Genomic DNA, 17,542 nt, shown 5'->3' with positions numbered 1-17,542 from the left:
CCTCCACATGCGTAACCAAACGCACCGCTGCCTTGGGCTGCTGATACTGGTTTGCGGCCTAGCCGGGTGCCGCAGCCAACAAGCGGCTTTTGCGTTCCGGCCTATTTACCCGCCGGCTTCTTTTCCCGATTCAGCGGCTACTACGGCTTGGATGGCTTCGGCCGCGGCACCATATCCTGCTCAGATGCCGGGCAGCCCCCGACGCCCGGTGGGTTCCATGGCGGTTGCAGCTACTACTGCCCGGCCCGACACCTCGCGCACCCGACGACGCCCGGCAACGCCCCAGCGGCTGCCCGTAACGGACCCCACCTCTGCACCAGCCGTTCGTGCTGCTCCTCGCCCTTCCCAAACCACTAGCAAGCCCGTTTTTTCGGTGCGCGACGCTTACAAGCTTTTTGTGGCCCTGGCCCTGACTTTGGGGGTTGGCGGTATTCTTTTTATAACGCTACTAGGCGGCTGGCTGGGTATCAGCCTGGGCGTATTGCTGATCTTGGGGGCGCTTTTCCTTGGGTTAATTGGCGGATTCCTGGGTGAGTTCGGCAGCGACGAGCCGTTCATCTTCAGGCAGTTTTTCTTTCCCAAACGAACGCCCAGGCCCTAGCCCACCGCAGTAGCCAGCCGCCGTAACTTTATCTTTGCCCCGGCTGTTTTGCCCGGTCCACCAACGCTCCTCATGGCTATACTCCCCACCCACCGCCCCCGCCGCAACCGCAAGTCCGACGTTATTCGCCAGATGGTGCAGGAAACGCACCTCGCCGCGCACGACTTCATTTACCCGCTTTTCCTCATCGAGGGCCAGAATCAGCTGGTGCCGGTAACGTCCATGCCCGGCATTAACCGCATGTCGGCCGACCGCCTGATCGACGAAATCGGGCAATGCGTGGAGTTGGGCGTGAAGGCCTTTGCCCCTTTCCCCAGCATCAACGACAAGCTGAAGGACCGCCTCGCCACCGAAAGCACCAACCCCAAGGGGCTGTACCTGAAAACGGTGGCCGACATCAAGCGCCAGTTCCCCGACGTGGTGCTGATGACCGACGTGGCCATGGACCCCTACTCTTCCGACGGGCATGACGGTATCGTGGACCCCGAATCGGGCGAGATTTTGAACGACGCTACCCTGGAAATTCTCGGCCAAATGGCTCTGGCCCAGGCCCGCGCCGGCGCCGACATCATCGGGCCAAGTGACATGATGGACGGCCGCGTAGCCTGGATTCGCGACGTGCTCGACCGCAATGCCTTCAGCCACGTGAGCATCATGAGCTACACGGCCAAGTACGCCTCCGCCTTTTACGGCCCCTTCCGCGACGCGCTGGATTCGGCCCCGAAACGCGGCGACAAGAAAAGCTACCAGATGAACCCCGCTAACCGCCGCGAGGCCCTGCGCGAGTTGGCCCTCGACGAGCAGGAAGGCGCCGACATGGTGATGGTGAAGCCCGCCCTAAGCTACCTCGACGTGATTCACGACGTGAAAACCCACACCAACCTGCCCGTAACGGCCTACAACGTATCGGGCGAGTACGCCATGGTGAAAGCCGCCGCCCAAAACGGCTGGCTCGACGGTGAACGAACCATGCTGGAAGTGCTGCTGAGCATTAAGCGCGCCGGCGCCGACGCCATCCTGACGTACTTCGCCAAGGAAGCCGCCGCAGTGCTGCGCCGCGGGTAAGCAGAGGAAAATCATCAGCAAACAGATAGGCACGAGCTAGCCCGAAAACGGCGGTTCGTGCCTATTTTTATTGCCTGATTACAGTATCCCGTCTGGCATTAACTGTTTACCGTCCTCGTGTTAACTCGCTTACTCCTACCCAGCCTCTTTAGCCTGGTGCTGATGTCTAATCCCGCCACGGCGCAAACGGCGCCGGTTTCCTACCCAGCCCTTGACGCCCGCATGCAGTTGGCGCCCGATTCGTCGGCCCGGTCGGTGGGCGGATTGGTACGTTACATCCGCGCCTCGTTTACATCTGACGAGGAGCGGAGCGGGGCGGCCTTTGCCTGGGTGGCCCGCCACATTCGTTATGCGGTTCCCAGCGAGTTTTCGGTGGAGTTTGATGCCGACCCGGCCGAAGTGGTTCAGCGGGCCCTCAGCCAGCGCAGCGGCATGAGTCAGGAGTTTGCGGAACTGTACGCGGCGCTGGCCAATGCCCTTGGGCTGAAGACCCATGTGGTGCACGGCTTCACGCGGCTGGCCAACGGGCGACTTTCGCCCCTACACCACAGTTGGTGCGTAACCCGACTGGGCAGCCAGTGGTACCTCATGGACCCAACCCACGACGCGGCCCAGTTGGGAAAATTCGCCTCGGTACCGCCGCTGGGCACTACCCCCTTCCAGTCGCCGCCGGCCGATTTTGTGCGCACGCGCTTTCCCTTCGACCCGCTTTGGCAGCTATTGGAAGCTCCTTACTCCCTACCCGATTTTGAGAAGCAGAAAGTGCCAGTCACCCCTGCAAGGACCTTTGCCTTTGCCGATTCGTTGGCCGCTTACGAACGCCTGAGTCCGGAAGGGCAGCTGCGGGCCACACGCCGCCGGGTGCAGCAGCAGAGGATGCACCACCGCCTGCCGGAGCTTTACCTGTCGGCCACGGAGCGGCTCGAATACAACTACGTGGCCGAAAGCCACAACCGGATGTTGGATAGCTACAACCGCGCCCAGCAGCGGACCGACCGGGCCGTTACGCAGCTGAACGCTTTCTTCGACTACTATAACCACCAATTTCAGCCCCGCAAAACCGATGCGCAGCTGCAGCAACTGTTGCCACCCATTGCGGCTGACTTGCAGCAGGCCCGCGCGATACTAACCACCGTGCAGTTTACCGACGAGGCACGGCAGGCCACGGTGCGGCAGTTAGCGGAATCGGTCAGCAGTGGGGAAGCGCGCTTGCGCAAAAGCCAGGCGTTTTTGAAACGGTACCTAGCTACGCCCATGGCCCAACGGCCGGTGCTGTTTACCACCCGCAGCGGCCCAAACGAGATGACGCGTTAAGGGTACTGCAGACTACGTTCTTGCCGGGAACGACAAGCCAGTAGTTTGGTATTACCGCGTCGGCGGGCTGATTGCTTTTTCAAACGGCCAGCGCCCCCGTTGCCGGTTCCAGAGCAGAAAAACCACCACGCCCACGGCAATCATGGCCAGGCCCGAAAGCATGAAGCTGAGGCCGGTGCTCCACAAAATCCAGAGCCAAATGGCCACCGCCAGCACCACCGGCAGCGGGTAGAGCGGCATTTTGAACGGCAGGTGTGCCGTGCCGTTTCGGCGGCGTAACAGCACCAGCCCCACGGCCTGCCCCACAAACTGCACCAGAATGCGCATGGCCAGAATGGCACTGATGACCTCGCTGAGCTTAAAGAGCAAGCTAAAAACGAAGCCCGCGCCGCCCAGCACCAGCAACGACACGTAGGGAAAGTGCTTGGTGGGGTGCAGTTTGGCAAAGGCGGGCAGAAACTCGCCGTCGGCCGCAGCGGCGTACGGAATGCGCGAGTAGCCCAGCAGCACCGCAAACAGCGAAGCAAACGCCACCCACAGCACCAAACCAGTAGCTAGTTGCGCCGCCCGGGGGCCAAACAAGTGCTCCACAAAGGTGCTCACGATAAACTCCGACCGGCTGGCTACCTCCCAGGGCAACACCCGCGCCACGCCAATGTTCAGCAGCAGGTACAGCGCCGCAATGCCCAGAATGCTCAGAAAAATGGCCTGCGGAATGACCTTCTCGGGCTTCCGGATTTCGGCGCCCAGGTGGCACACGTTGTAGTAACCCAGGTAGCTGTACACGGTTTTTACCGTGGCCTGACCCAGCGCCGCCGGCAGCAGCAGGCCGGCCCAGTTGGGCGCCGCACCCGCCGCGGGCAGTAGCGGCACCGGCAGGTTGCCGAACCAGAACCCGCAGCCGATGAGCCCCAGCAGCAGCACCAGCACACCCACCCACAGCGTAACGCCCAGCCGCCCCACGCTGCCGATGCGCCGGTACAGCAACACCACCAGCAGTACCACCACCGTGCCGCTCACCAGCTTGGGCTGCCACCACGCCTCCAGCGGCACCAGGTAGCTAAAGTATTGCGCAAACCCAATGGCGCCCGAAGCCAGCACCAGCGGCGCCTGCACCAAGGTTTGCCACACGTACAGAAACGACAGCAGTCGGCCCCATTTATGCTCGCCGTAGGCCAGCCGAAGAAACCGGTACGAGCCGCCGGCTTCGGGGTGCGCGGCGCCCAGCTCGGCCCATATCAGCCCGTCGATAACCGAGAGTACCGCGCCTGCAATCCAGGCCCACAGGAAGTATGGCCCCAGGAACTGCATGACCAGCGGCAGCACCACGAAGGGACCGATACCCACCATGTCAATCATGTTGAGGGCCACCGCCGACACCGGCCCCAGGTCCCTTTTTAACCCCATTAGACCACTGTCAGAACGCGTAAGAAAAGGTTAGCGGCCTCGATTTACCCCCGAAAGGAGCGGCATCTTGTTCCATCTTGTTCCACGGCGCGGGCTGGAACATGTTTTTACCCGAAGGCTTTGGCCGCCGCCTCGTCCAGTTCGTCGTAGCCCATGCTTTGCATGTAGCGGCGCGTGACCGACTCGGCCGAGTGGTTGAGCAGCCCCGAAATTTCGCGGGTGCTGACCTTGGCCGCCACGAGCCGGTCCACGAACAAGTGCCGGGCCGCGTGGGAGGTGAACGGCGGCACGCCCGCCAGCCGGCAGAGCCACTTCAAGCCCCCGTTCAGGTACTGGATTTGCAGCCGCAGCGCGTAGGCCCGCTGTTGCTGCTGGGCCAGGGTCGGGAACTCGGCGGCGTAGGCCCGCTCGTGGTCGAGGAAGGGGAACACGAAGGCCAGCGGGTTGCCCGTCGGCGGGTAGTGGGCCAGAATGGCGTCGATGGCCGGCGTGCGCCGGGCCGACTTGATCTTGCCCGTTTTCAGCTCCCGAAACACCAGCCGGTCCGCGCGCACGTCCCGCTCGCGCAAGAGCAGCACGTCGCCGGCCCGCACGCCGCGTATGTAGTGCTGGAACAGCCACGCCCGGCGCCGGTCTTCGAGGCGCTGGCGGAAGCGCGGCAGCACGCCCGAGAGGTCGAGGTCGATGAGGCGCTGCAACTGGTCGAGCGAGGGCCGGGTGACCGGCTTTTTGTTGGCCACCTTGGGCAAGTCGAGGTCGCGGAACGGGTTTTTCGCGTAGTCGAGCAGCCCGCGCTTGACGGCCTTCGCCGCGATGGTCGAGAGCTTGGTGATTCGGTCGCGGGCCGTGCCGGGGTAGACCGGCTTGTGCAGCAGCCAGTCGTGGAACTCGAAGATGCTGTCCTCCGTGAGTTGGGCGAAGGGCCACGGCCGCCCGGCCCGCCACGCCACGAGGTCGCGCACGGCGTCGCGGTAAAACAGAACGGTGTTGGGGTTGTCGCGCAGGCTGCGCTCGGCCACGTACGCCTGGGCGTAGGCCACAAAATCGGTGTCGGGCGGGGCGGCCTCGGCCGGCGCCTGCGCGGCGGCGTGGTCCTGTTCGGCAATCCGGTCTTGCAAGCCCTCGGCCAGCAGGTGCGGGTGCTGCCGGGCCAGCTCGGCGGCGCGGCGGTACACGCCGTCGAGGAAGTCGTTCAGGGTTTCGTAGTCGCGGTTGGCCGATTTGATCCAGTCGGCCTTGTGGGGCTGGGCCTTGGCGTTCCACTCTTTCTCGCGCACGCGCACGCCCGTGTCCCAAAAGCGCACGCCCTGGCGCGTGATGCGCAGCCGCACCTGCCGGGTGCCGTCCTGCCGCTCGCGGTGGTGGAGCACGTACTTGAAGGAGGCTTTGGCCACGGCTAGTCGAAGCGGAGGGTGTAGACGGCCAGCGCCCCCGCCACGGCGCGCGACCAGCGGGCGGCGGGCACGGGCTGGGCCAGCAGGCGGGCGCCGGCCGGGTCGTCCACGGCCAGCACGTAGGAGACTTCGCGCACGGCGTTTTCGCGCAGCAGGTAGCGCACGACGTAGGCCGTGTCGGCGGGGGCGTAGCAGACCTCGATGCCGCCTGCTGGTAGGGCGTAGCGGTCGAGGCGCACCCAGCCCGGCCGGGCAAGCACGCGCTGCTGCACCTGCGGCTCCGTGCAGCCCCGGCAGTACGGGTTGGGGGCTTGGGCCGCAGCGAGGGCCAGCCACCACGCGAATAGCAACACCATATAGTATAGGAGTTAGTGCAGGTCAATCGGCGCGTCCACCACGCGGCGCACGCGCCAGAGCATCCGCAAGTCGTCGCCGAGCACGGTTTCGCTGCCGCCGTCGGGGTTGTCGGATTCGAGCAGCAGCGTTTTCGTCTCGCGCAGCGTGTTGCGGCGCACGCGCTTGATGACGAAGTGGGCGCGGTAGAGCACGGCCAAAATGCCGGGGCGGGCGTAGAGCCAGTCGGCTTGGTTGATGGGTTCGATCAGGACTTTCCAGCCCGTGCGAAGCGTCGGCTCCATCGAGTCGCCGTTGACCTCCACCACCAAGGCGTGCTCGGGGATGGTTTCGCCGTTGAATAAGACCACGGGAAATTCGGGAAGTTCTTCGTGCCGTTGGTCGTCGAAGGTTTCGGCAAAGGTGGCCCGCGCCCGCACGGGCACGAACTTGCGGTAGGCCACGTCGAAGTCGCGCACGACGAAGGCGTTGCTGTCCACGGGTACGTGGGGCGGCGGCGCGTCGATGCCGAGCAAGTAATCGGCCGTCGTGTGGAGGGCGGCGGCGATCAGGTGCAGGTTGTGGGTGGTCGTGCCGTTTTTGCCGGCTTCGAGCATGGAGAGGCCCGCCCGCTTGAGGCCGTTGGCCCCGAAGTAGGGGTGCGCCTCGGTGGCGGCCCGGCGCAGCGCCTCCATGCGGGTTACCACGTCCTCGCCCGTCAGGCCCAATTCCTTGCGTCGTTGGCGAATGCGCTGACCCATTTTCAGAAATTTTTCAGTGTTTGGTGTCACTTGGCGGGGAAAAACACGAGTTCGGTAAATTTTTCTGACATATTTCTTGTCGTTCTGAAAAGTTCTGACGTATATTTGTTCAGAAGGTCAGCACAACCCCGGCCGCGTGCTGAAAAGCTCCGACCAGCCACTGACCCACGAAATAAACCAAACCTTGCTATGACACCACAGGAAATTTTAAGAACGCTTGAGTTCGGCGACATCAAGCAAATCGCAACCCTCGCCGACGTGTCCCGGCCCACGGTTTCGCGGTTTTTCAACGGCAAAAAAATCGGCGCGTCCTACGCGGTCAAAGTCTCAATGGCCACCGCGACGTTCCTCAAGATGCGCCGCCAGTACCAAGAGCAAGCCGACAAATCCCTGCAAAGCCTGTCAGAAACACTGACCAAAGCCTAACTCGCCTACTGACTTTTTTCTGAACTTTACCGTTTACGCTGCATGGCCTCCGAACCGCAAATCCCATTCTTTCCGGCCCCCAAGCAAGAGGCCATCATCGTACGCGGCGCCCTCAAGGGCGAGCGGGTCACCATCGAAGCGCCGGAGCGCGGCTACGACGGCGAGTTTTGGTGGTGCGAGCGGCCGGTGATGCGCAAAAACACCAAGGGCGAGCTGGTCGCCACCGACAAGACCCGCCCGGTGCTGCTCGCGGCCGGCCAACTCGCGCCCGCCCCGGCCAAAGCCGAGGCCGCCTAGCATCCTCTCCCTTCACGAACAACAGTCATGAACGATAACCTGAACCTGGATACCATGCAGGCGCTGGCAGAAGCTGCTACGCCGGGGCCGTGGGCTTGTGTATCCCCTCGCTTTAGAGAAGCAATTAACACGGCTGATGACTCGCTGCATATAGCATTGGCAAACATCGGCCCCGGTATTCCACACGTTGCCAATGCCGATTTCATTGCCGCTGCTAATCCAGCTTGGGTACAGGCTGCCATTGCCCACATCAAAACCTTAGAAGCCCAAATCGGCCGGCCCGCTCCCTCTATAGGAGGGGGAGGCGCAACAGCTAGGGAGTTGTTCATTTCGATTGCAGAAGCCAATGGACTTTCTGTTTCCAGTCTGCTTAATCGCCACCCCGAAGACTGCTCTCGTTTCCTCGCTGGTCTTGAATTGCCGGCCACCCCAGTAGTAGGGGACACGCAGCCCGGCGCTCCCTCTATAGGAGGGGGAGGCGCCAAAATTGAGTTGGCAAAGGTGGTGGATGAGGTGATTATAAAGCTCAAACAAGCCAGTTGGCACTTCGATAGCGAAGATTGGGGTGATGTGTACAGCTTGGAATACGCCGCCATCACATCCGCTTACAATCTGGGTCTTCGTGCGGCCACCCCAGTAGTAGGGGACACGCAGCAGTGGGTGAAGATCGGAGAAGGTTTGCCAGACAAAGAGCAAGCCTGCCTAGTGTGCCGACGCTTTGAGGCCGGTGCGGTCATTTTCATTGCTGACTTCTCTCCCGCTGGATGGGATGATGACATAGAGCAAAACGAGTGGATTTCAGCCCGATTCATAGTGGATTCTGAGGATGGATTACCCGAAGGAATAACACACTGGATGCCGCTACCAAAAGCGCCCGCCCCGGTATCCACCCCCACCACTTCCCCCGCCTAGCCATGTACGACTTCCCTTCCCGCGAAGAACACAACGAACTCAAACAGCAGCTCGCCGAGTTCAAAACCACCATCGACGAACTGGTGGCCCTGCTGGATGAATACGTGCCGACCAAAACGGCCATGAAAATCACCGGCATCAGCCGCGACGGGCTGGAAGCCGAGCGCAAGCGCCCCAATACACTGCTTAGATTCAAGAAGGAAGGCCGCACGCCGCTCTACTCCCGCCGTTCCCTGAGCCTCTACAACCAGAGCAAACACCTGCTCCCCTACGTGACCACCCAGCGCATGAAGCTGGCCTCGTAGCCGCCGCGTACCCGCTTACCCGCTTGCCACTGTCCAACCTCTACCCTCAGCCCTGCTCCACCGCATGAGCTACCCCGAGGCGGCCACCGCCTTCTGCCGCAACGCCCACGCCCTCCGGTCTTTGTTTCCGGCCCTCGTGTTCCTCACCCTGCAACCCATCATCGAGAACGGCCTGTACTCGGTGCGCTTCCGCCTCGAAGGCCAAGCCTGCGCCCGCCAAACCGAGGCCCACGCCCACGCCCCGCAAGCCCTGCGCTTCGCCGAACTGGCCGTCTACAACGCCTGTACCGCCCTTCAACCCCAACCCACGCCATGACCGCCAACCAGCAACTCTACGACTACGACGCGGCCGGTTACCGGCTGGCCGGGGCCGAGCAAATGTTCATACACCTGTTCTGCTCGGGCGTCGCCCCGCTTTCCGACCAGCAACGCGCCAACGCCCTGGTCCTGATTAATGAGCTGCACGAAAAGCAGCGGGCCGCGTGGAAGGCGCTGGCGCCGGTTACCCGTCCTGCCCAAGCCGCCTAGCCATGTACGACGAAGAACTGTACTTCCTCGCCGCCAAGGAAGCCGCCCGCTACAAGTGGGTTCACGACCCGGTGGTAACGCTCCACCGCAGCGCGAAGGGCGCCGTCTACCTCATCACCGACAGCCACAACATCCACAGCGCCGAAGGCCACACCGCGCAAGCCGCGCTCGACGCCTGGACGGCCGTGCTGGCAAAGGACGCCGTGCGCAAACCACAGGACGAGCCTGCCTTCTGATGCGAAACCGCCACAAAGTACCGCGCATGGGATGCTGCTGCCGCCTGCGCGACTTGCTACCCTTAGTTCTCCAACAGTTGAAACGAAAAGCGCCATGAACACCACCTTTGAAGACGTTGAAGCTTTTCGCTTTCAACTAGGCGGGTCGGAGTTTATCAACCTAACACTCCAAATGGTAGGCGCTGACTTGAAAGGCTTTCAATTAGAGCCAGGCGCCGAAAGCTCCCTGTTGGCGACAGTACATGACCTATGCCAGAAGCGCGGACACGCATACCCCAACAACGGAGCGTGGGCTACCGAAAATGATTGGCTGATTGTCTATGATTTACCCAGCGCAATAAAGCCATGAAGCCCCACCCCGCCTGCGCCAAGTGCGGCCGTCGGTTCCACCGCTACGACTTTCTCCTTCTCTGTTTCTACTGCTCCTGACATGAAACGCTCCACCGTTCTTAAAGTCCTCAGCCTGCCGCTCGTCCTCGTTGCCTTTCTGATTGTCGGCGAGCGGGACGTGCAGCACCTGCTGAGCCAACTCGCCTACATCGCCCGCCGCTGGCCCCTGCTGGCCGTGCTGCTGCTCACCGCCTGCGCCAGCACCCAGCGCGCCTTCACCAACCACGAAAAGGACTCCCCACGCATCACCACTACGAAGTAACCATGCCGGATGAATTTCAATTCCGCATCGACAATACGGTGTTGTGGACCATGAAGGACGGAGGAAAGATTGCGGTGAAGGATATGGGCGACCGGCATCTGGTCAATACCATCTTAATGCTGGAACGAGCCGCCGAGGCTGAGCATAACCGCGACTTTGCCTTGAATTTCATGGGGTACTCCCCCAGCGGTGACGGTGCGTGTGATGCATTTGACGCGGCCATGAATGAATTTCTCGAAGACGGCCCGCAGTTCCCCGAAATATATTGGACCATGCGCAAGGAGTGTCACAACCGTGGCCTGCGCGACCTCTCAACCGAACAACTCAACAATCTAGCGTAACCATGCTGCAACTCCGCAAAGCCTCCCGCAAACAAGCCCGCCTCCGCATCGGCGTATCCGCCGCGTCCGGCTTCGGCAAAACCTACGGCGCCCTCCTGATTGCTTACGGCATCACGGGCGACTGGGCCAAAATTGCCGTCATCGACTCGGAAAGCGGCAGCGCCGAATTGTATTCCGACCTCGGCGAGTTCAACGCCCTGCAACTGGCCGCGCCCTTTACGCCCGAACGCTACGTCGAGGCCATCCGCGCCTGCGAGCAGGCCGGCATGGAAGTAATTGTCATCGACTCCATTTCCCACGAATGGGAAGGGTCGGGCGGCTGCTTGGAAATATCCGACGAGCTGGCCAAGCAGAAATACCGGGGCAATTCCTTCCAAGCGTGGAGCGAGGTGTCGCCCCGCCACCAAGCGTTTGTCGATGCCATCCTGCGCAGCTCGGCGCACGTTATCACCACCCAGCGCCGCAAACAAGCCTACGAACTCGGCACCAACGACCGGGGCAAAACGACGGTGACCAAAGCCGGTACGAAAGAAATTGCCCGCGACGGCTTCGAGTACGAACTGACGGTGAACCTGGAAATCACCAACGAACACCACTTGGCCAAGGCCAGCAAAGACCGCACGCGCCTGTTCATGGGCCAGCCGGAGTTTGTTATCGGCGTGGAAACGGGCCAGAAATTGAAGGCGTGGGCGGACACGGGCATCGACCCGCTGGCCGAAGCCGTGAAGGCAATGGAGGCCGCATCCGATATGGACACACTAAAATCCATCTGGAAAGCCAACCAGCAGTTTGCCACGGCCCCCTCGTTCGTGCAGGCCAAGGACAACGCCAAGGCCCGCCTCGAAGCCGTTGCCGCGTAATGATACCAGTAGTCGAAGAACCTGCGGAGGACTTTCTTGACCTTAGGGTTTATGAGCGTTGTTTCTTTTGTAAAAAGACAACAACAACATGGCACGTCCGAACCAATCAGCCGGTGTGCCGCGCTTGCGCCAAGCAGCACAAGGTATCCGAAGTACCGCCCTGTGTACCCGGTTATAAACCCAAGAAAGTAAAATGATTTACGCGCCCATCGCGTACAAGTGCCCTCGCTGCAACGGCGAGGGCTACTACGCCACCGACCTCGACACGACCAACAGTTGCCAGCCCTGCGGCAGCACCGGCCTCAAGAAGCGGCTGGCTCCCTTCCTCGACGTGCTGGCCCTGTGCAACCTCCCGGCCCACGAGCGGCCCCAACGCCTGCGGGAACTCGAAGCCGAGTGGGACGCCCGCCAGCCCGACTACGACGTGTGGCTCCACACCATGCAGGATCACTACCCGCTGCGTTCCACCACCTCCCACGACCACGTAAAACCCCAAGCCGCATAGGCGCTCCGACAATGGATAAACAATTTACCATCACAAAAAGCACTGTGGAGTGCTACAAGCTGCGCGCCGAAGGAGGCTATTGGGCAGACGTAACAATTGATGCCAATGGCAACACCGGCCGTATACAGATAGCGTCCGACTACGGCAGTTGGCAGAACTACTGGGGCGCTTGCGGTTGCGACTTCAAGACCTTCCTGGCCTCTATCAGCTACGACTACGCCGCCTCGAAATTTGGTGTAAAAGAGTGGCTTGACGTGGATTCCACCAGACGTTTCTACAAGGAATTAGTGGTGAGTTACCGCCGCGACGAAACCTTAACCGCCGACAAAGCCCGCGACATTTTCGATGAGATAGAAGAACTAGATGGGACAGGGCGAGACGAGTTTGAACGCCGGCTGGCTAGTACAGACCACTTGGAGTCGTTTCTGTACAAAGTGTGTGGAGTGCCGGAAATGTTGTACGAACCCGATCCTCGCTTTAAACGCTTTTGGAAAGAGGCTTGGCCAGCATTACTAGCCGAATTTAAACACGAGCGCCAACCTGTAGAAGCCTAACACCATGAACCACCAACCCATCCAAGACCTGCTCGACAACACCAGCGCCCGCAACAAGAGCCAGGTGCAGCAAGCCTACGAGCGCGGCTACCTGCGGGCCGTGGAAGTACTGAGCAAGCCGAGCGTGGCGGCTCCCCGCTCGCCCGCCGAGCTGCCCGCCGTGGCCAAAGCCCTGTGCTACCACGTCGTCATGCAGGGCGTGCTGCTCACCAACCTGCCCACGTTCGTCTACGACTTCAAGCAGGAAATCAAAATGCGCCTCAAGCAGATTTTGGAGCGCACCCACGCCGACCGGCAGTTCCTGCTCGACCTGCTGGTTAAGCACGCCGGCATCCAGAGCACGGACAGCCGCGACGCCAAGCAGGCGTGGGCCGACTTCTTCGACGGCATGGACACGCTCGGCTGGGAAGCCTTCGACGCGCTGCTCAGCAGCCCCGACCCCATGAAAGCCGTGCAACTGCTGCGCCTCGCCGAAGCCGAGGGCTACCGCATCGAAACCGACACCCAAGCCAACCAAGCCGCGTAACCATGAGCAACCGCATCGTTCACATCGACTGCAACGTAAAAATCAAGCTCCTGCACCCCAAGGCCGTGCTGCCGAGCAAGGCCAACCACGCCGACGCCTGCTTTGACGTGGTGGCCGTCAGCCGCGAAGTAAAAGACGGCTACATCGAATATGGCTTGGGGTTTGCCACCGAAATACCCGTGGGCTGGGAAGCCAAATTCTACCCGCGCAGTTCCATCAGCAAGTACGACCTGGCACTGGCCAACTCGGTGGCAACAATTGACGCCGACTACCGAGGCGAATGGAAGGCTCGCTACCGCCCCACCAACCGGGTGTTTATTACCCCTGGCTCCATCAACACCGACCGGCCCTTGCACGCAGCTTACGTCGGCGCCCCGGTCATTTACGAGGTAGGTGACAAGGTGGGCCAAATCAGCTTCCAGCGCGTGCCCGAGGTAACATTTGAACAGGTGGAATCACTGCCCGAAACCGCCCGTGGAGCCGGTGGGTTTGGCTCTACCGGGAAGTAATTCCACGCGTACAAAATATTTGTGCGCAGGGGTGCGATAAGTGTCAATAACTTTCGTACCTTGCTCGTAGAAAGACGGTGTAACAGCCGTCTTTCCTTTCGCCTTAACCTGTCTAAACCATGACTCAAGCCCCGCCATTGAAGATTGACCGCTTCAAGTGCTTTACGCCCCAGGCGTACGCCGAGAAGGAGAAAATGAACCTGCGCACGGTATACCGCCGCATCGAGCAAAAGCAAGTGCCGACCGTGGAAATCAGCGGCGTTGTTTTTATCTACATCGGCTAATTACACGGCTCCAAACTTGTCAAAACATCGCCATGCGCTTCCTCGAACGAAACCTCGAAGACATACTCTACAAGGAGCTTGAACACTGCCGTGACCGTGGCTTTGACATTGAGCCGATGGAGAACAAGGTGTGCCGCCAGTTAAATTTAGCGCCGTTTGGCATTGCCGACTTGGTTCATTTCGGCTACCAGCCCGATCAAGAACGCATTCATGTCCGAATCATAGAATGCAAAAAGGATGTGGTAAACACCGCTACCTATTTACAGGCTTCACGCTATCAGACGGCAATTTCTCGGGTGCTCGATTGCTGCACCTTCAACCCTATTTTTGAGAAAGTATTAGTAGGCCAGAAGGTAGACCCTAAAAACGATTTCTGGTATTTAGTAGACGCGGACATGGATGCCCGCATTTACACCTACGATTACCGCCACGACGGAATCGTCTTTAAACGCCACCGCCCCCACGACGCAATAGGCAAATCTGCTCAGCACATTCACCGCTCGACTGTCGGAGACATATTTGCTTGGGCTGCACAATACGAGGAAGAAAACGAGTAATAAGCCACCACAATGTCTGCTGCTGAAGCCATCGTACGCCCCATCACCACCGACGAACCCAGCGTTGCTTACCAGCGCAAAGGCGAGCCTATACGCAACGCTATAAATCAGTTGAAGGGCCTAGCGCCAGCGGCCAAAGCCATCCTGATCGAAGCCTGCTGGCTGTACGAAAACGGAGGCAAGCAAGAGTGCCACGCCAGCAACGAGCACTTCGCCAGCGTCGCCAACTGCCACGCTAATTCGGCCTCGCGTCACTTGGTCGCCCTGGATAAAATAGGGGTACTCAAAACAGCCTTCCCGAAGGGCGATTTTCGCTTTCGCACCCTCACGCCCAGCCCCGAATTGCGCCGGGCCTACACCACCGGCAACACCGAGGCTCTAAACACCCTGTTGAAAGGCTCTAAACACCCTGTTGAAAGCCCTCTCAACATAGTGAGTAAAGCCCTCTCAACACAGTGTTTACCTACTACAGTTATTACTACAGAACAGAAGACAGAAGAAACCCTACTACTCCCTAACAGCGAGGCGGAATTGCGCGAACAACTCAACGCTGCTACCGCAGCTCTCGCGGCGGCGAAGGCTGAGATTGAGGAATTGGTCATCAAGGCGGAAATTGAGCGCAACACGACGCGGGACGTTGCCCGCCAGCTTACCCAAGAAACCGAAGCCCGAATGAAGGCCGAGGACGAGCTGGTGGCAGCCAAGAAAAAGGCCAACGATTGGGCCGCAAAGAAAAATGAAGAAGTCCAAGCCCTAAAAGACCAACTCAAAAAGAAATCCGAGTGGGTGGCGAAAATGTGCTTGATGGCCGATTCGCCCCTGGCCGACTTTTCAGTGTTTGAGCAGCAGTTTCTGGCTCTGAAAGACACCCGATTTGCGCGGGCCGACCTCCAACACTACCACGAGGCGCTGTTGAGTTGGAGCAAATCCAAGGGCGAAAAGCGCATTGATTGGGTGGAAGCCGTGCGCGGGTCCATGCGCCGCGACTTGGACAAAGGCCAACTCGTAATCCACACCGCGAAGGGAACCGTAGTGCAGAATGCCGCCGTGGCCGCCACCGGCTCCAATTACTCGCCCGACAAAATCGCCGCCCAGCAAACCAAAGTTTACCGTTAAGCCATGAGCGCCACCGAGAACTTTCAACAGGAACTCCACCACGCGCTGCAACCGCTGCTGGAACGCGCCAAGCGCCGCCTCGCCCGCATCCGCCACTTGCAAGCCGAGCCGGCCACGGAAGAAACGGCCAAAGCCATTGCCCGTGAAGCCGAGGAAATTCAGCTTATCCGCGACGCGACCCAGCAAATCGGCACCCTGTTCGGCCAGCTCAGCGAGTTTATCGACATTCGCCAAGCGCCGACCCGCGCCCTGCTCCAAGCCCAAAGCGAAGCACACCGCAACCTCAACGCCTTCACGCCGCTTATCCAGGTGCTCGACTTCGAGCAGCCGCTGCCCGCCGCTGTTGCCCGCCGCCTGAACCGCCTTGCGCCGATCTTGGCTCGCTACCCCAACGGCTGCCAAACGCCGCCGCCCGGTTGGGACAACACCCTGCTTGCCCGACACGCCCGCACCCTCGCCTAATTCATTCCGCCAACCATGTTTGACCAAGACCTCGCCGCCCTCGATGCCGTTCTCGGCGATATCAAACCCGCCAAGTCGTCGGCCCCGCCCAACGCGCCCAAGGTGGAGCAGGCGGTGCTGACCGCTCTGTGCGAATCGCCCGACGCCCTGCGCACGGCCCTTTCGATATTCCGCACCAGCGCCGTATTCTACCAGCCGCTGCACATGGCGATGTTCGAGGCCGCGTTCGAGTTGAACCGCACAGGCCAAGCCGTCGATGTGGTTTCCATTACCGAGCAGATGCGCTCGGCTGGTTCGCTTTCCCTAGTCGGCGGCGAGGAAGCCGTGGTGAAGTCAGCTACCGCCACGGGCAAGCCTGCCAGCATCGAAACCCACTGCCGCAAGCTGCTCGAATACTACACGCTGCGCCAGGTGCAGGCCGTGGCCCAACAGATCATCCGCGACGTGATGGACCGCACGCAGTCGCCGTTGGAGCTGCTGGCCAAGGCTCAAACCACCCTCGGGGCGTGTACCGATACGCTGACCACCAAAGACGCCAAAGGCGCCGACGAACTGTTCGACCCGGCGTTTGAGCGCATCAAACTCGCAATGGAAGCCAAGGGTTTGGTCGGCGTGCCCTCGGGCATCCTTTCGCTCGACCGCCTGACGGGTGGCTGGCGCGGCGGCAACCTTATCATCATCGCGGCCCGCCCCGGCATGGGCAAAACCAGTTTGGCGCTCAATTTTGCCCGCAACGCCGCCGTGGATTTCGACGAGCCGGGCATCTTCTTCACCCTGGAAATGAGCGACGAGGAATTGGAAATCAAAATGATTGCCACCGAAACCGGCTGCACGTCTTCGCAACTCGGCAAGGGCCACCTGCCCGACGGCCGCACGCTCGACCAGCTCAGGACCGACTCCCGCAAGCTGCGCACCAGCAAACTACTGTTTGACGACACGGCTTCGCTGACCGTGGCCCAACTCCGCGCCAAGGTGGCCCGCCGCGTGGCCGAAGGCCGCTGCAAGTGGGTGATTGTCGATTACCTGCAACTGATGACCGGCACCAGCGGCAAAGGCGGCAACCGCGAGCAGGAAATCAGCGCCATTTCGCGCGGCCTCAAGCTCTGCGCCAAAGAAAACAACATTCCCGTCATTGCCCTCTCCCAGCTTTCCCGTGCCGTGGAGGCCCGCGCCGATAAGCGGCCCCAACTCTCCGACCTGCGCGAATCGGGTGCGATTGAACAGGACGCCGACGTGGTGCTTTTCCCCTTCCGCGCTGAATACTACGGCATCACCGAGGACGACATGGGCAACCCCACAGCCGGCCGCGCCGAGTTAATTGTCGCCAAACACCGCAACGGGCCGGTCGATACGGTAACGGTTAACTGCGACATTGCCACGGGTAAGTTCTTCGACGACCAGCCCGATTGGAGCCAGTTCGCCGACGTATCGGAAAAGAAAGCCACCGACCTGCCGCCCTCCACCTTTGAGGATTCGCCAGCCCCGCCCGCGCCCCAATCCTTCCGCCAGCTCAGCCTCGACGAAGCCAATTCCGAGCCGCCGTTTTAGCCGTTCAAAAATTGTGTGCGGCAGCGAAAATATTTACACACAAATATTT

Annotated in this window: 26 protein-coding genes; 22 read left to right on the top strand and 4 right to left on the bottom strand. The window is 60.8% G+C overall.

Translation table 11 applies throughout. From position 1 onward, the window contains the following. Positions 1-7: 7 nt before the first annotated feature. The 3 genes from ABD903_RS21115 (at position 8) to ABD903_RS21105 (ending at position 2,980) form a co-directional block, all read left to right on the top strand. The gene (locus tag ABD903_RS21115; RefSeq protein ID WP_345227517.1) at positions 8-601 is read left to right on the top strand and encodes a hypothetical protein; all 594 of its coding nucleotides are present in this window, start codon (positions 8-10) and stop codon (positions 599-601) included. Positions 602-673: 72 nt separating this feature from the next. Continuing rightward, the gene (gene hemB, locus ABD903_RS21110) at positions 674-1,666 is read left to right on the top strand and encodes a porphobilinogen synthase (protein WP_345227515.1); all 993 of its coding nucleotides are present in this window, start codon (positions 674-676) and stop codon (positions 1,664-1,666) included. Positions 1,667-1,828: 162 nt separating this feature from the next. Further along, the gene (locus ABD903_RS21105) at positions 1,829-2,980 is read left to right on the top strand and encodes a transglutaminase domain-containing protein (protein WP_345227513.1); all 1,152 of its coding nucleotides are present in this window, start codon (positions 1,829-1,831) and stop codon (positions 2,978-2,980) included. Positions 2,981-3,031: 51 nt separating this feature from the next. Here ABD903_RS21105 and ABD903_RS21100 read toward each other — a convergent pair whose 3' ends face one another. The 4 genes from ABD903_RS21100 to ABD903_RS21085 form a co-directional block, all read right to left on the bottom strand. After that, a complete protein-coding gene (locus ABD903_RS21100; RefSeq protein ID WP_345227511.1) occupies positions 3,032-4,387 on the bottom strand; it encodes an APC family permease in 1,356 nt (451 codons plus the stop codon). A 107-nt stretch (positions 4,388-4,494) separates the two neighbouring features. Beyond that, positions 4,495-5,781, bottom strand: coding sequence for a tyrosine-type recombinase/integrase (locus ABD903_RS21095; protein ID WP_345227510.1), 1,287 nt, complete (start codon positions 5,779-5,781; stop codon positions 4,495-4,497). A 2-nt stretch (positions 5,782-5,783) separates the two neighbouring features. Further along, positions 5,784-6,137: a hypothetical protein gene (locus ABD903_RS21090; RefSeq protein WP_345227508.1), complete on the bottom strand. Its 354-nt coding sequence runs from the start codon at positions 6,135-6,137 to the stop codon at positions 5,784-5,786. A 12-nt stretch (positions 6,138-6,149) separates the two neighbouring features. Continuing rightward, positions 6,150-6,905: an XRE family transcriptional regulator gene (locus ABD903_RS21085; RefSeq protein WP_345227506.1), complete on the bottom strand. Its 756-nt coding sequence runs from the start codon at positions 6,903-6,905 to the stop codon at positions 6,150-6,152. A gap of 159 nt (positions 6,906-7,064) precedes the next feature. Between ABD903_RS21085 and ABD903_RS21080 the strand changes: the two genes are divergently transcribed. The 19 genes from ABD903_RS21080 to dnaB all read left to right on the top strand — a co-directional run bounded on the left by ABD903_RS21080 (position 7,065) and on the right by dnaB (position 17,493). Next, positions 7,065-7,301 (top strand): hypothetical protein, encoded by a 237-nt coding sequence (locus ABD903_RS21080; protein ID WP_345227504.1) that lies wholly within the window; start codon positions 7,065-7,067, stop codon positions 7,299-7,301. Between the two features lie 42 nt (positions 7,302-7,343). Further along, positions 7,344-7,598 (top strand): hypothetical protein, encoded by a 255-nt coding sequence (locus ABD903_RS21075; RefSeq protein WP_345227502.1) that lies wholly within the window; start codon positions 7,344-7,346, stop codon positions 7,596-7,598. A gap of 27 nt (positions 7,599-7,625) precedes the next feature. After that, positions 7,626-8,510 carry a DUF551 domain-containing protein gene (locus tag ABD903_RS21070; RefSeq protein ID WP_345227500.1) on the top strand — a complete coding sequence of 295 codons (885 nt, stop codon included), beginning with the start codon at positions 7,626-7,628 and terminating at the stop codon, positions 8,508-8,510. Between the two features lie 2 nt (positions 8,511-8,512). Beyond that, positions 8,513-8,815 carry a hypothetical protein gene (locus tag ABD903_RS21065; RefSeq protein ID WP_345227498.1) on the top strand — a complete coding sequence of 101 codons (303 nt, stop codon included), beginning with the start codon at positions 8,513-8,515 and terminating at the stop codon, positions 8,813-8,815. Positions 8,816-8,879: 64 nt separating this feature from the next. Further along, positions 8,880-9,131, top strand: a complete 252-nt coding sequence (locus ABD903_RS21060; protein ID WP_345227497.1) for a hypothetical protein — start codon at positions 8,880-8,882, stop codon at positions 9,129-9,131. Further along, positions 9,128-9,343, top strand: coding sequence for a hypothetical protein (locus ABD903_RS21055; RefSeq protein WP_345227496.1), 216 nt, complete (start codon positions 9,128-9,130; stop codon positions 9,341-9,343). The genes ABD903_RS21060 and ABD903_RS21055 overlap by 4 nt, the downstream gene beginning before the upstream one ends. A gap of 2 nt (positions 9,344-9,345) precedes the next feature. Then, positions 9,346-9,579 carry a hypothetical protein gene (locus ABD903_RS21050; protein WP_345227494.1) on the top strand — a complete coding sequence of 78 codons (234 nt, stop codon included), beginning with the start codon at positions 9,346-9,348 and terminating at the stop codon, positions 9,577-9,579. 430 nt (positions 9,580-10,009) lie between these two features. Then, the gene (locus ABD903_RS21045; RefSeq protein ID WP_345227492.1) at positions 10,010-10,231 is read left to right on the top strand and encodes a hypothetical protein; all 222 of its coding nucleotides are present in this window, start codon (positions 10,010-10,012) and stop codon (positions 10,229-10,231) included. A gap of 2 nt (positions 10,232-10,233) precedes the next feature. Then, positions 10,234-10,572 carry a hypothetical protein gene (locus ABD903_RS21040; RefSeq protein ID WP_345227490.1) on the top strand — a complete coding sequence of 113 codons (339 nt, stop codon included), beginning with the start codon at positions 10,234-10,236 and terminating at the stop codon, positions 10,570-10,572. A gap of 2 nt (positions 10,573-10,574) precedes the next feature. Next, complete coding sequence (locus ABD903_RS21035; RefSeq protein WP_345227489.1) at positions 10,575-11,432, top strand: AAA family ATPase; 858 nt, start codon at positions 10,575-10,577, stop codon at positions 11,430-11,432. A 193-nt stretch (positions 11,433-11,625) separates the two neighbouring features. After that, positions 11,626-11,937: a hypothetical protein gene (locus ABD903_RS21030; RefSeq protein WP_345227487.1), complete on the top strand. Its 312-nt coding sequence runs from the start codon at positions 11,626-11,628 to the stop codon at positions 11,935-11,937. An 11-nt stretch (positions 11,938-11,948) separates the two neighbouring features. Further along, positions 11,949-12,491 carry a phiTE_072 family protein gene (locus tag ABD903_RS21025; RefSeq protein WP_345227485.1) on the top strand — a complete coding sequence of 181 codons (543 nt, stop codon included), beginning with the start codon at positions 11,949-11,951 and terminating at the stop codon, positions 12,489-12,491. 4 nt (positions 12,492-12,495) lie between these two features. Next, positions 12,496-13,017 (top strand): hypothetical protein, encoded by a 522-nt coding sequence (locus ABD903_RS21020; protein ID WP_345227484.1) that lies wholly within the window; start codon positions 12,496-12,498, stop codon positions 13,015-13,017. A 2-nt stretch (positions 13,018-13,019) separates the two neighbouring features. Next, on the top strand, positions 13,020-13,526 hold the full coding sequence (locus tag ABD903_RS21015) for a dUTP diphosphatase (protein ID WP_345227482.1): 507 nt from the start codon (positions 13,020-13,022) through the stop codon (positions 13,524-13,526). A 119-nt stretch (positions 13,527-13,645) separates the two neighbouring features. Continuing rightward, complete coding sequence (locus ABD903_RS21010; protein ID WP_345227480.1) at positions 13,646-13,810, top strand: hypothetical protein; 165 nt, start codon at positions 13,646-13,648, stop codon at positions 13,808-13,810. A gap of 32 nt (positions 13,811-13,842) precedes the next feature. Further along, positions 13,843-14,367 carry a hypothetical protein gene (locus ABD903_RS21005; RefSeq protein WP_345227479.1) on the top strand — a complete coding sequence of 175 codons (525 nt, stop codon included), beginning with the start codon at positions 13,843-13,845 and terminating at the stop codon, positions 14,365-14,367. 12 nt (positions 14,368-14,379) lie between these two features. Then, a complete protein-coding gene (locus ABD903_RS21000; RefSeq protein WP_345227477.1) occupies positions 14,380-15,483 on the top strand; it encodes a hypothetical protein in 1,104 nt (367 codons plus the stop codon). A gap of 3 nt (positions 15,484-15,486) precedes the next feature. Further along, on the top strand, positions 15,487-15,945 hold the full coding sequence (locus tag ABD903_RS20995) for a hypothetical protein (RefSeq protein ID WP_345227475.1): 459 nt from the start codon (positions 15,487-15,489) through the stop codon (positions 15,943-15,945). Between the two features lie 15 nt (positions 15,946-15,960). Then, positions 15,961-17,493 carry a replicative DNA helicase gene (gene dnaB, locus ABD903_RS20990; RefSeq protein ID WP_345227473.1) on the top strand — a complete coding sequence of 511 codons (1,533 nt, stop codon included), beginning with the start codon at positions 15,961-15,963 and terminating at the stop codon, positions 17,491-17,493. The last annotated feature ends 49 nt before the right edge of the window (positions 17,494-17,542 follow it).

The sequence above is a fragment of the Hymenobacter koreensis genome (assembly GCF_039541855.1).
GTDB classification, from domain to species: Bacteria; Bacteroidota; Bacteroidia; order Cytophagales; family Hymenobacteraceae; genus Solirubrum; species Solirubrum koreensis.
The sequence above is the reverse complement of the archived record's forward strand: the minus strand, read 5'-3'. Positions and strand labels throughout refer to the sequence as shown.

What these genes read in the sequence shown, in the direction of transcription:
- ABD903_RS21115 (WP_345227517.1), top strand. Translation starts at nt 8, where the DNA reads ATGCGTAACCAAACGCACCGCTGCCTTGGGCTGCTGATACTGGTTTGC.
- hemB (WP_345227515.1), top strand. Translation starts at nt 674, where the DNA reads ATGGCTATACTCCCCACCCACCGCCCCCGCCGCAACCGCAAGTCCGAC.
- ABD903_RS21105 (WP_345227513.1), top strand. Translation starts at nt 1,829, where the DNA reads ATGTCTAATCCCGCCACGGCGCAAACGGCGCCGGTTTCCTACCCAGCC.
- ABD903_RS21100 (WP_345227511.1), bottom strand. Translation starts at nt 4,387, where the DNA reads ATGGGGTTAAAAAGGGACCTGGGGCCGGTGTCGGCGGTGGCCCTCAAC.
- ABD903_RS21090 (WP_345227508.1), bottom strand. Translation starts at nt 6,137, where the DNA reads ATGGTGTTGCTATTCGCGTGGTGGCTGGCCCTCGCTGCGGCCCAAGCC.
- ABD903_RS21080 (WP_345227504.1), top strand. Translation starts at nt 7,065, where the DNA reads ATGACACCACAGGAAATTTTAAGAACGCTTGAGTTCGGCGACATCAAG.
- ABD903_RS21075 (WP_345227502.1), top strand. Translation starts at nt 7,344, where the DNA reads ATGGCCTCCGAACCGCAAATCCCATTCTTTCCGGCCCCCAAGCAAGAG.
- ABD903_RS21070 (WP_345227500.1), top strand. Translation starts at nt 7,626, where the DNA reads ATGAACGATAACCTGAACCTGGATACCATGCAGGCGCTGGCAGAAGCT.
- ABD903_RS21065 (WP_345227498.1), top strand. Translation starts at nt 8,513, where the DNA reads ATGTACGACTTCCCTTCCCGCGAAGAACACAACGAACTCAAACAGCAG.
- ABD903_RS21060 (WP_345227497.1), top strand. Translation starts at nt 8,880, where the DNA reads ATGAGCTACCCCGAGGCGGCCACCGCCTTCTGCCGCAACGCCCACGCC.
- ABD903_RS21055 (WP_345227496.1), top strand. Translation starts at nt 9,128, where the DNA reads ATGACCGCCAACCAGCAACTCTACGACTACGACGCGGCCGGTTACCGG.
- ABD903_RS21050 (WP_345227494.1), top strand. Translation starts at nt 9,346, where the DNA reads ATGTACGACGAAGAACTGTACTTCCTCGCCGCCAAGGAAGCCGCCCGC.
- ABD903_RS21045 (WP_345227492.1), top strand. Translation starts at nt 10,010, where the DNA reads ATGAAACGCTCCACCGTTCTTAAAGTCCTCAGCCTGCCGCTCGTCCTC.
- ABD903_RS21040 (WP_345227490.1), top strand. Translation starts at nt 10,234, where the DNA reads ATGCCGGATGAATTTCAATTCCGCATCGACAATACGGTGTTGTGGACC.
- ABD903_RS21035 (WP_345227489.1), top strand. Translation starts at nt 10,575, where the DNA reads ATGCTGCAACTCCGCAAAGCCTCCCGCAAACAAGCCCGCCTCCGCATC.
- ABD903_RS21030 (WP_345227487.1), top strand. Translation starts at nt 11,626, where the DNA reads ATGATTTACGCGCCCATCGCGTACAAGTGCCCTCGCTGCAACGGCGAG.
- ABD903_RS21025 (WP_345227485.1), top strand. Translation starts at nt 11,949, where the DNA reads ATGGATAAACAATTTACCATCACAAAAAGCACTGTGGAGTGCTACAAG.
- ABD903_RS21020 (WP_345227484.1), top strand. Translation starts at nt 12,496, where the DNA reads ATGAACCACCAACCCATCCAAGACCTGCTCGACAACACCAGCGCCCGC.
- ABD903_RS21015 (WP_345227482.1), top strand. Translation starts at nt 13,020, where the DNA reads ATGAGCAACCGCATCGTTCACATCGACTGCAACGTAAAAATCAAGCTC.
- ABD903_RS21010 (WP_345227480.1), top strand. Translation starts at nt 13,646, where the DNA reads ATGACTCAAGCCCCGCCATTGAAGATTGACCGCTTCAAGTGCTTTACG.
- ABD903_RS21005 (WP_345227479.1), top strand. Translation starts at nt 13,843, where the DNA reads ATGCGCTTCCTCGAACGAAACCTCGAAGACATACTCTACAAGGAGCTT.
- ABD903_RS21000 (WP_345227477.1), top strand. Translation starts at nt 14,380, where the DNA reads ATGTCTGCTGCTGAAGCCATCGTACGCCCCATCACCACCGACGAACCC.
- ABD903_RS20995 (WP_345227475.1), top strand. Translation starts at nt 15,487, where the DNA reads ATGAGCGCCACCGAGAACTTTCAACAGGAACTCCACCACGCGCTGCAA.
- dnaB (WP_345227473.1), top strand. Translation starts at nt 15,961, where the DNA reads ATGTTTGACCAAGACCTCGCCGCCCTCGATGCCGTTCTCGGCGATATC.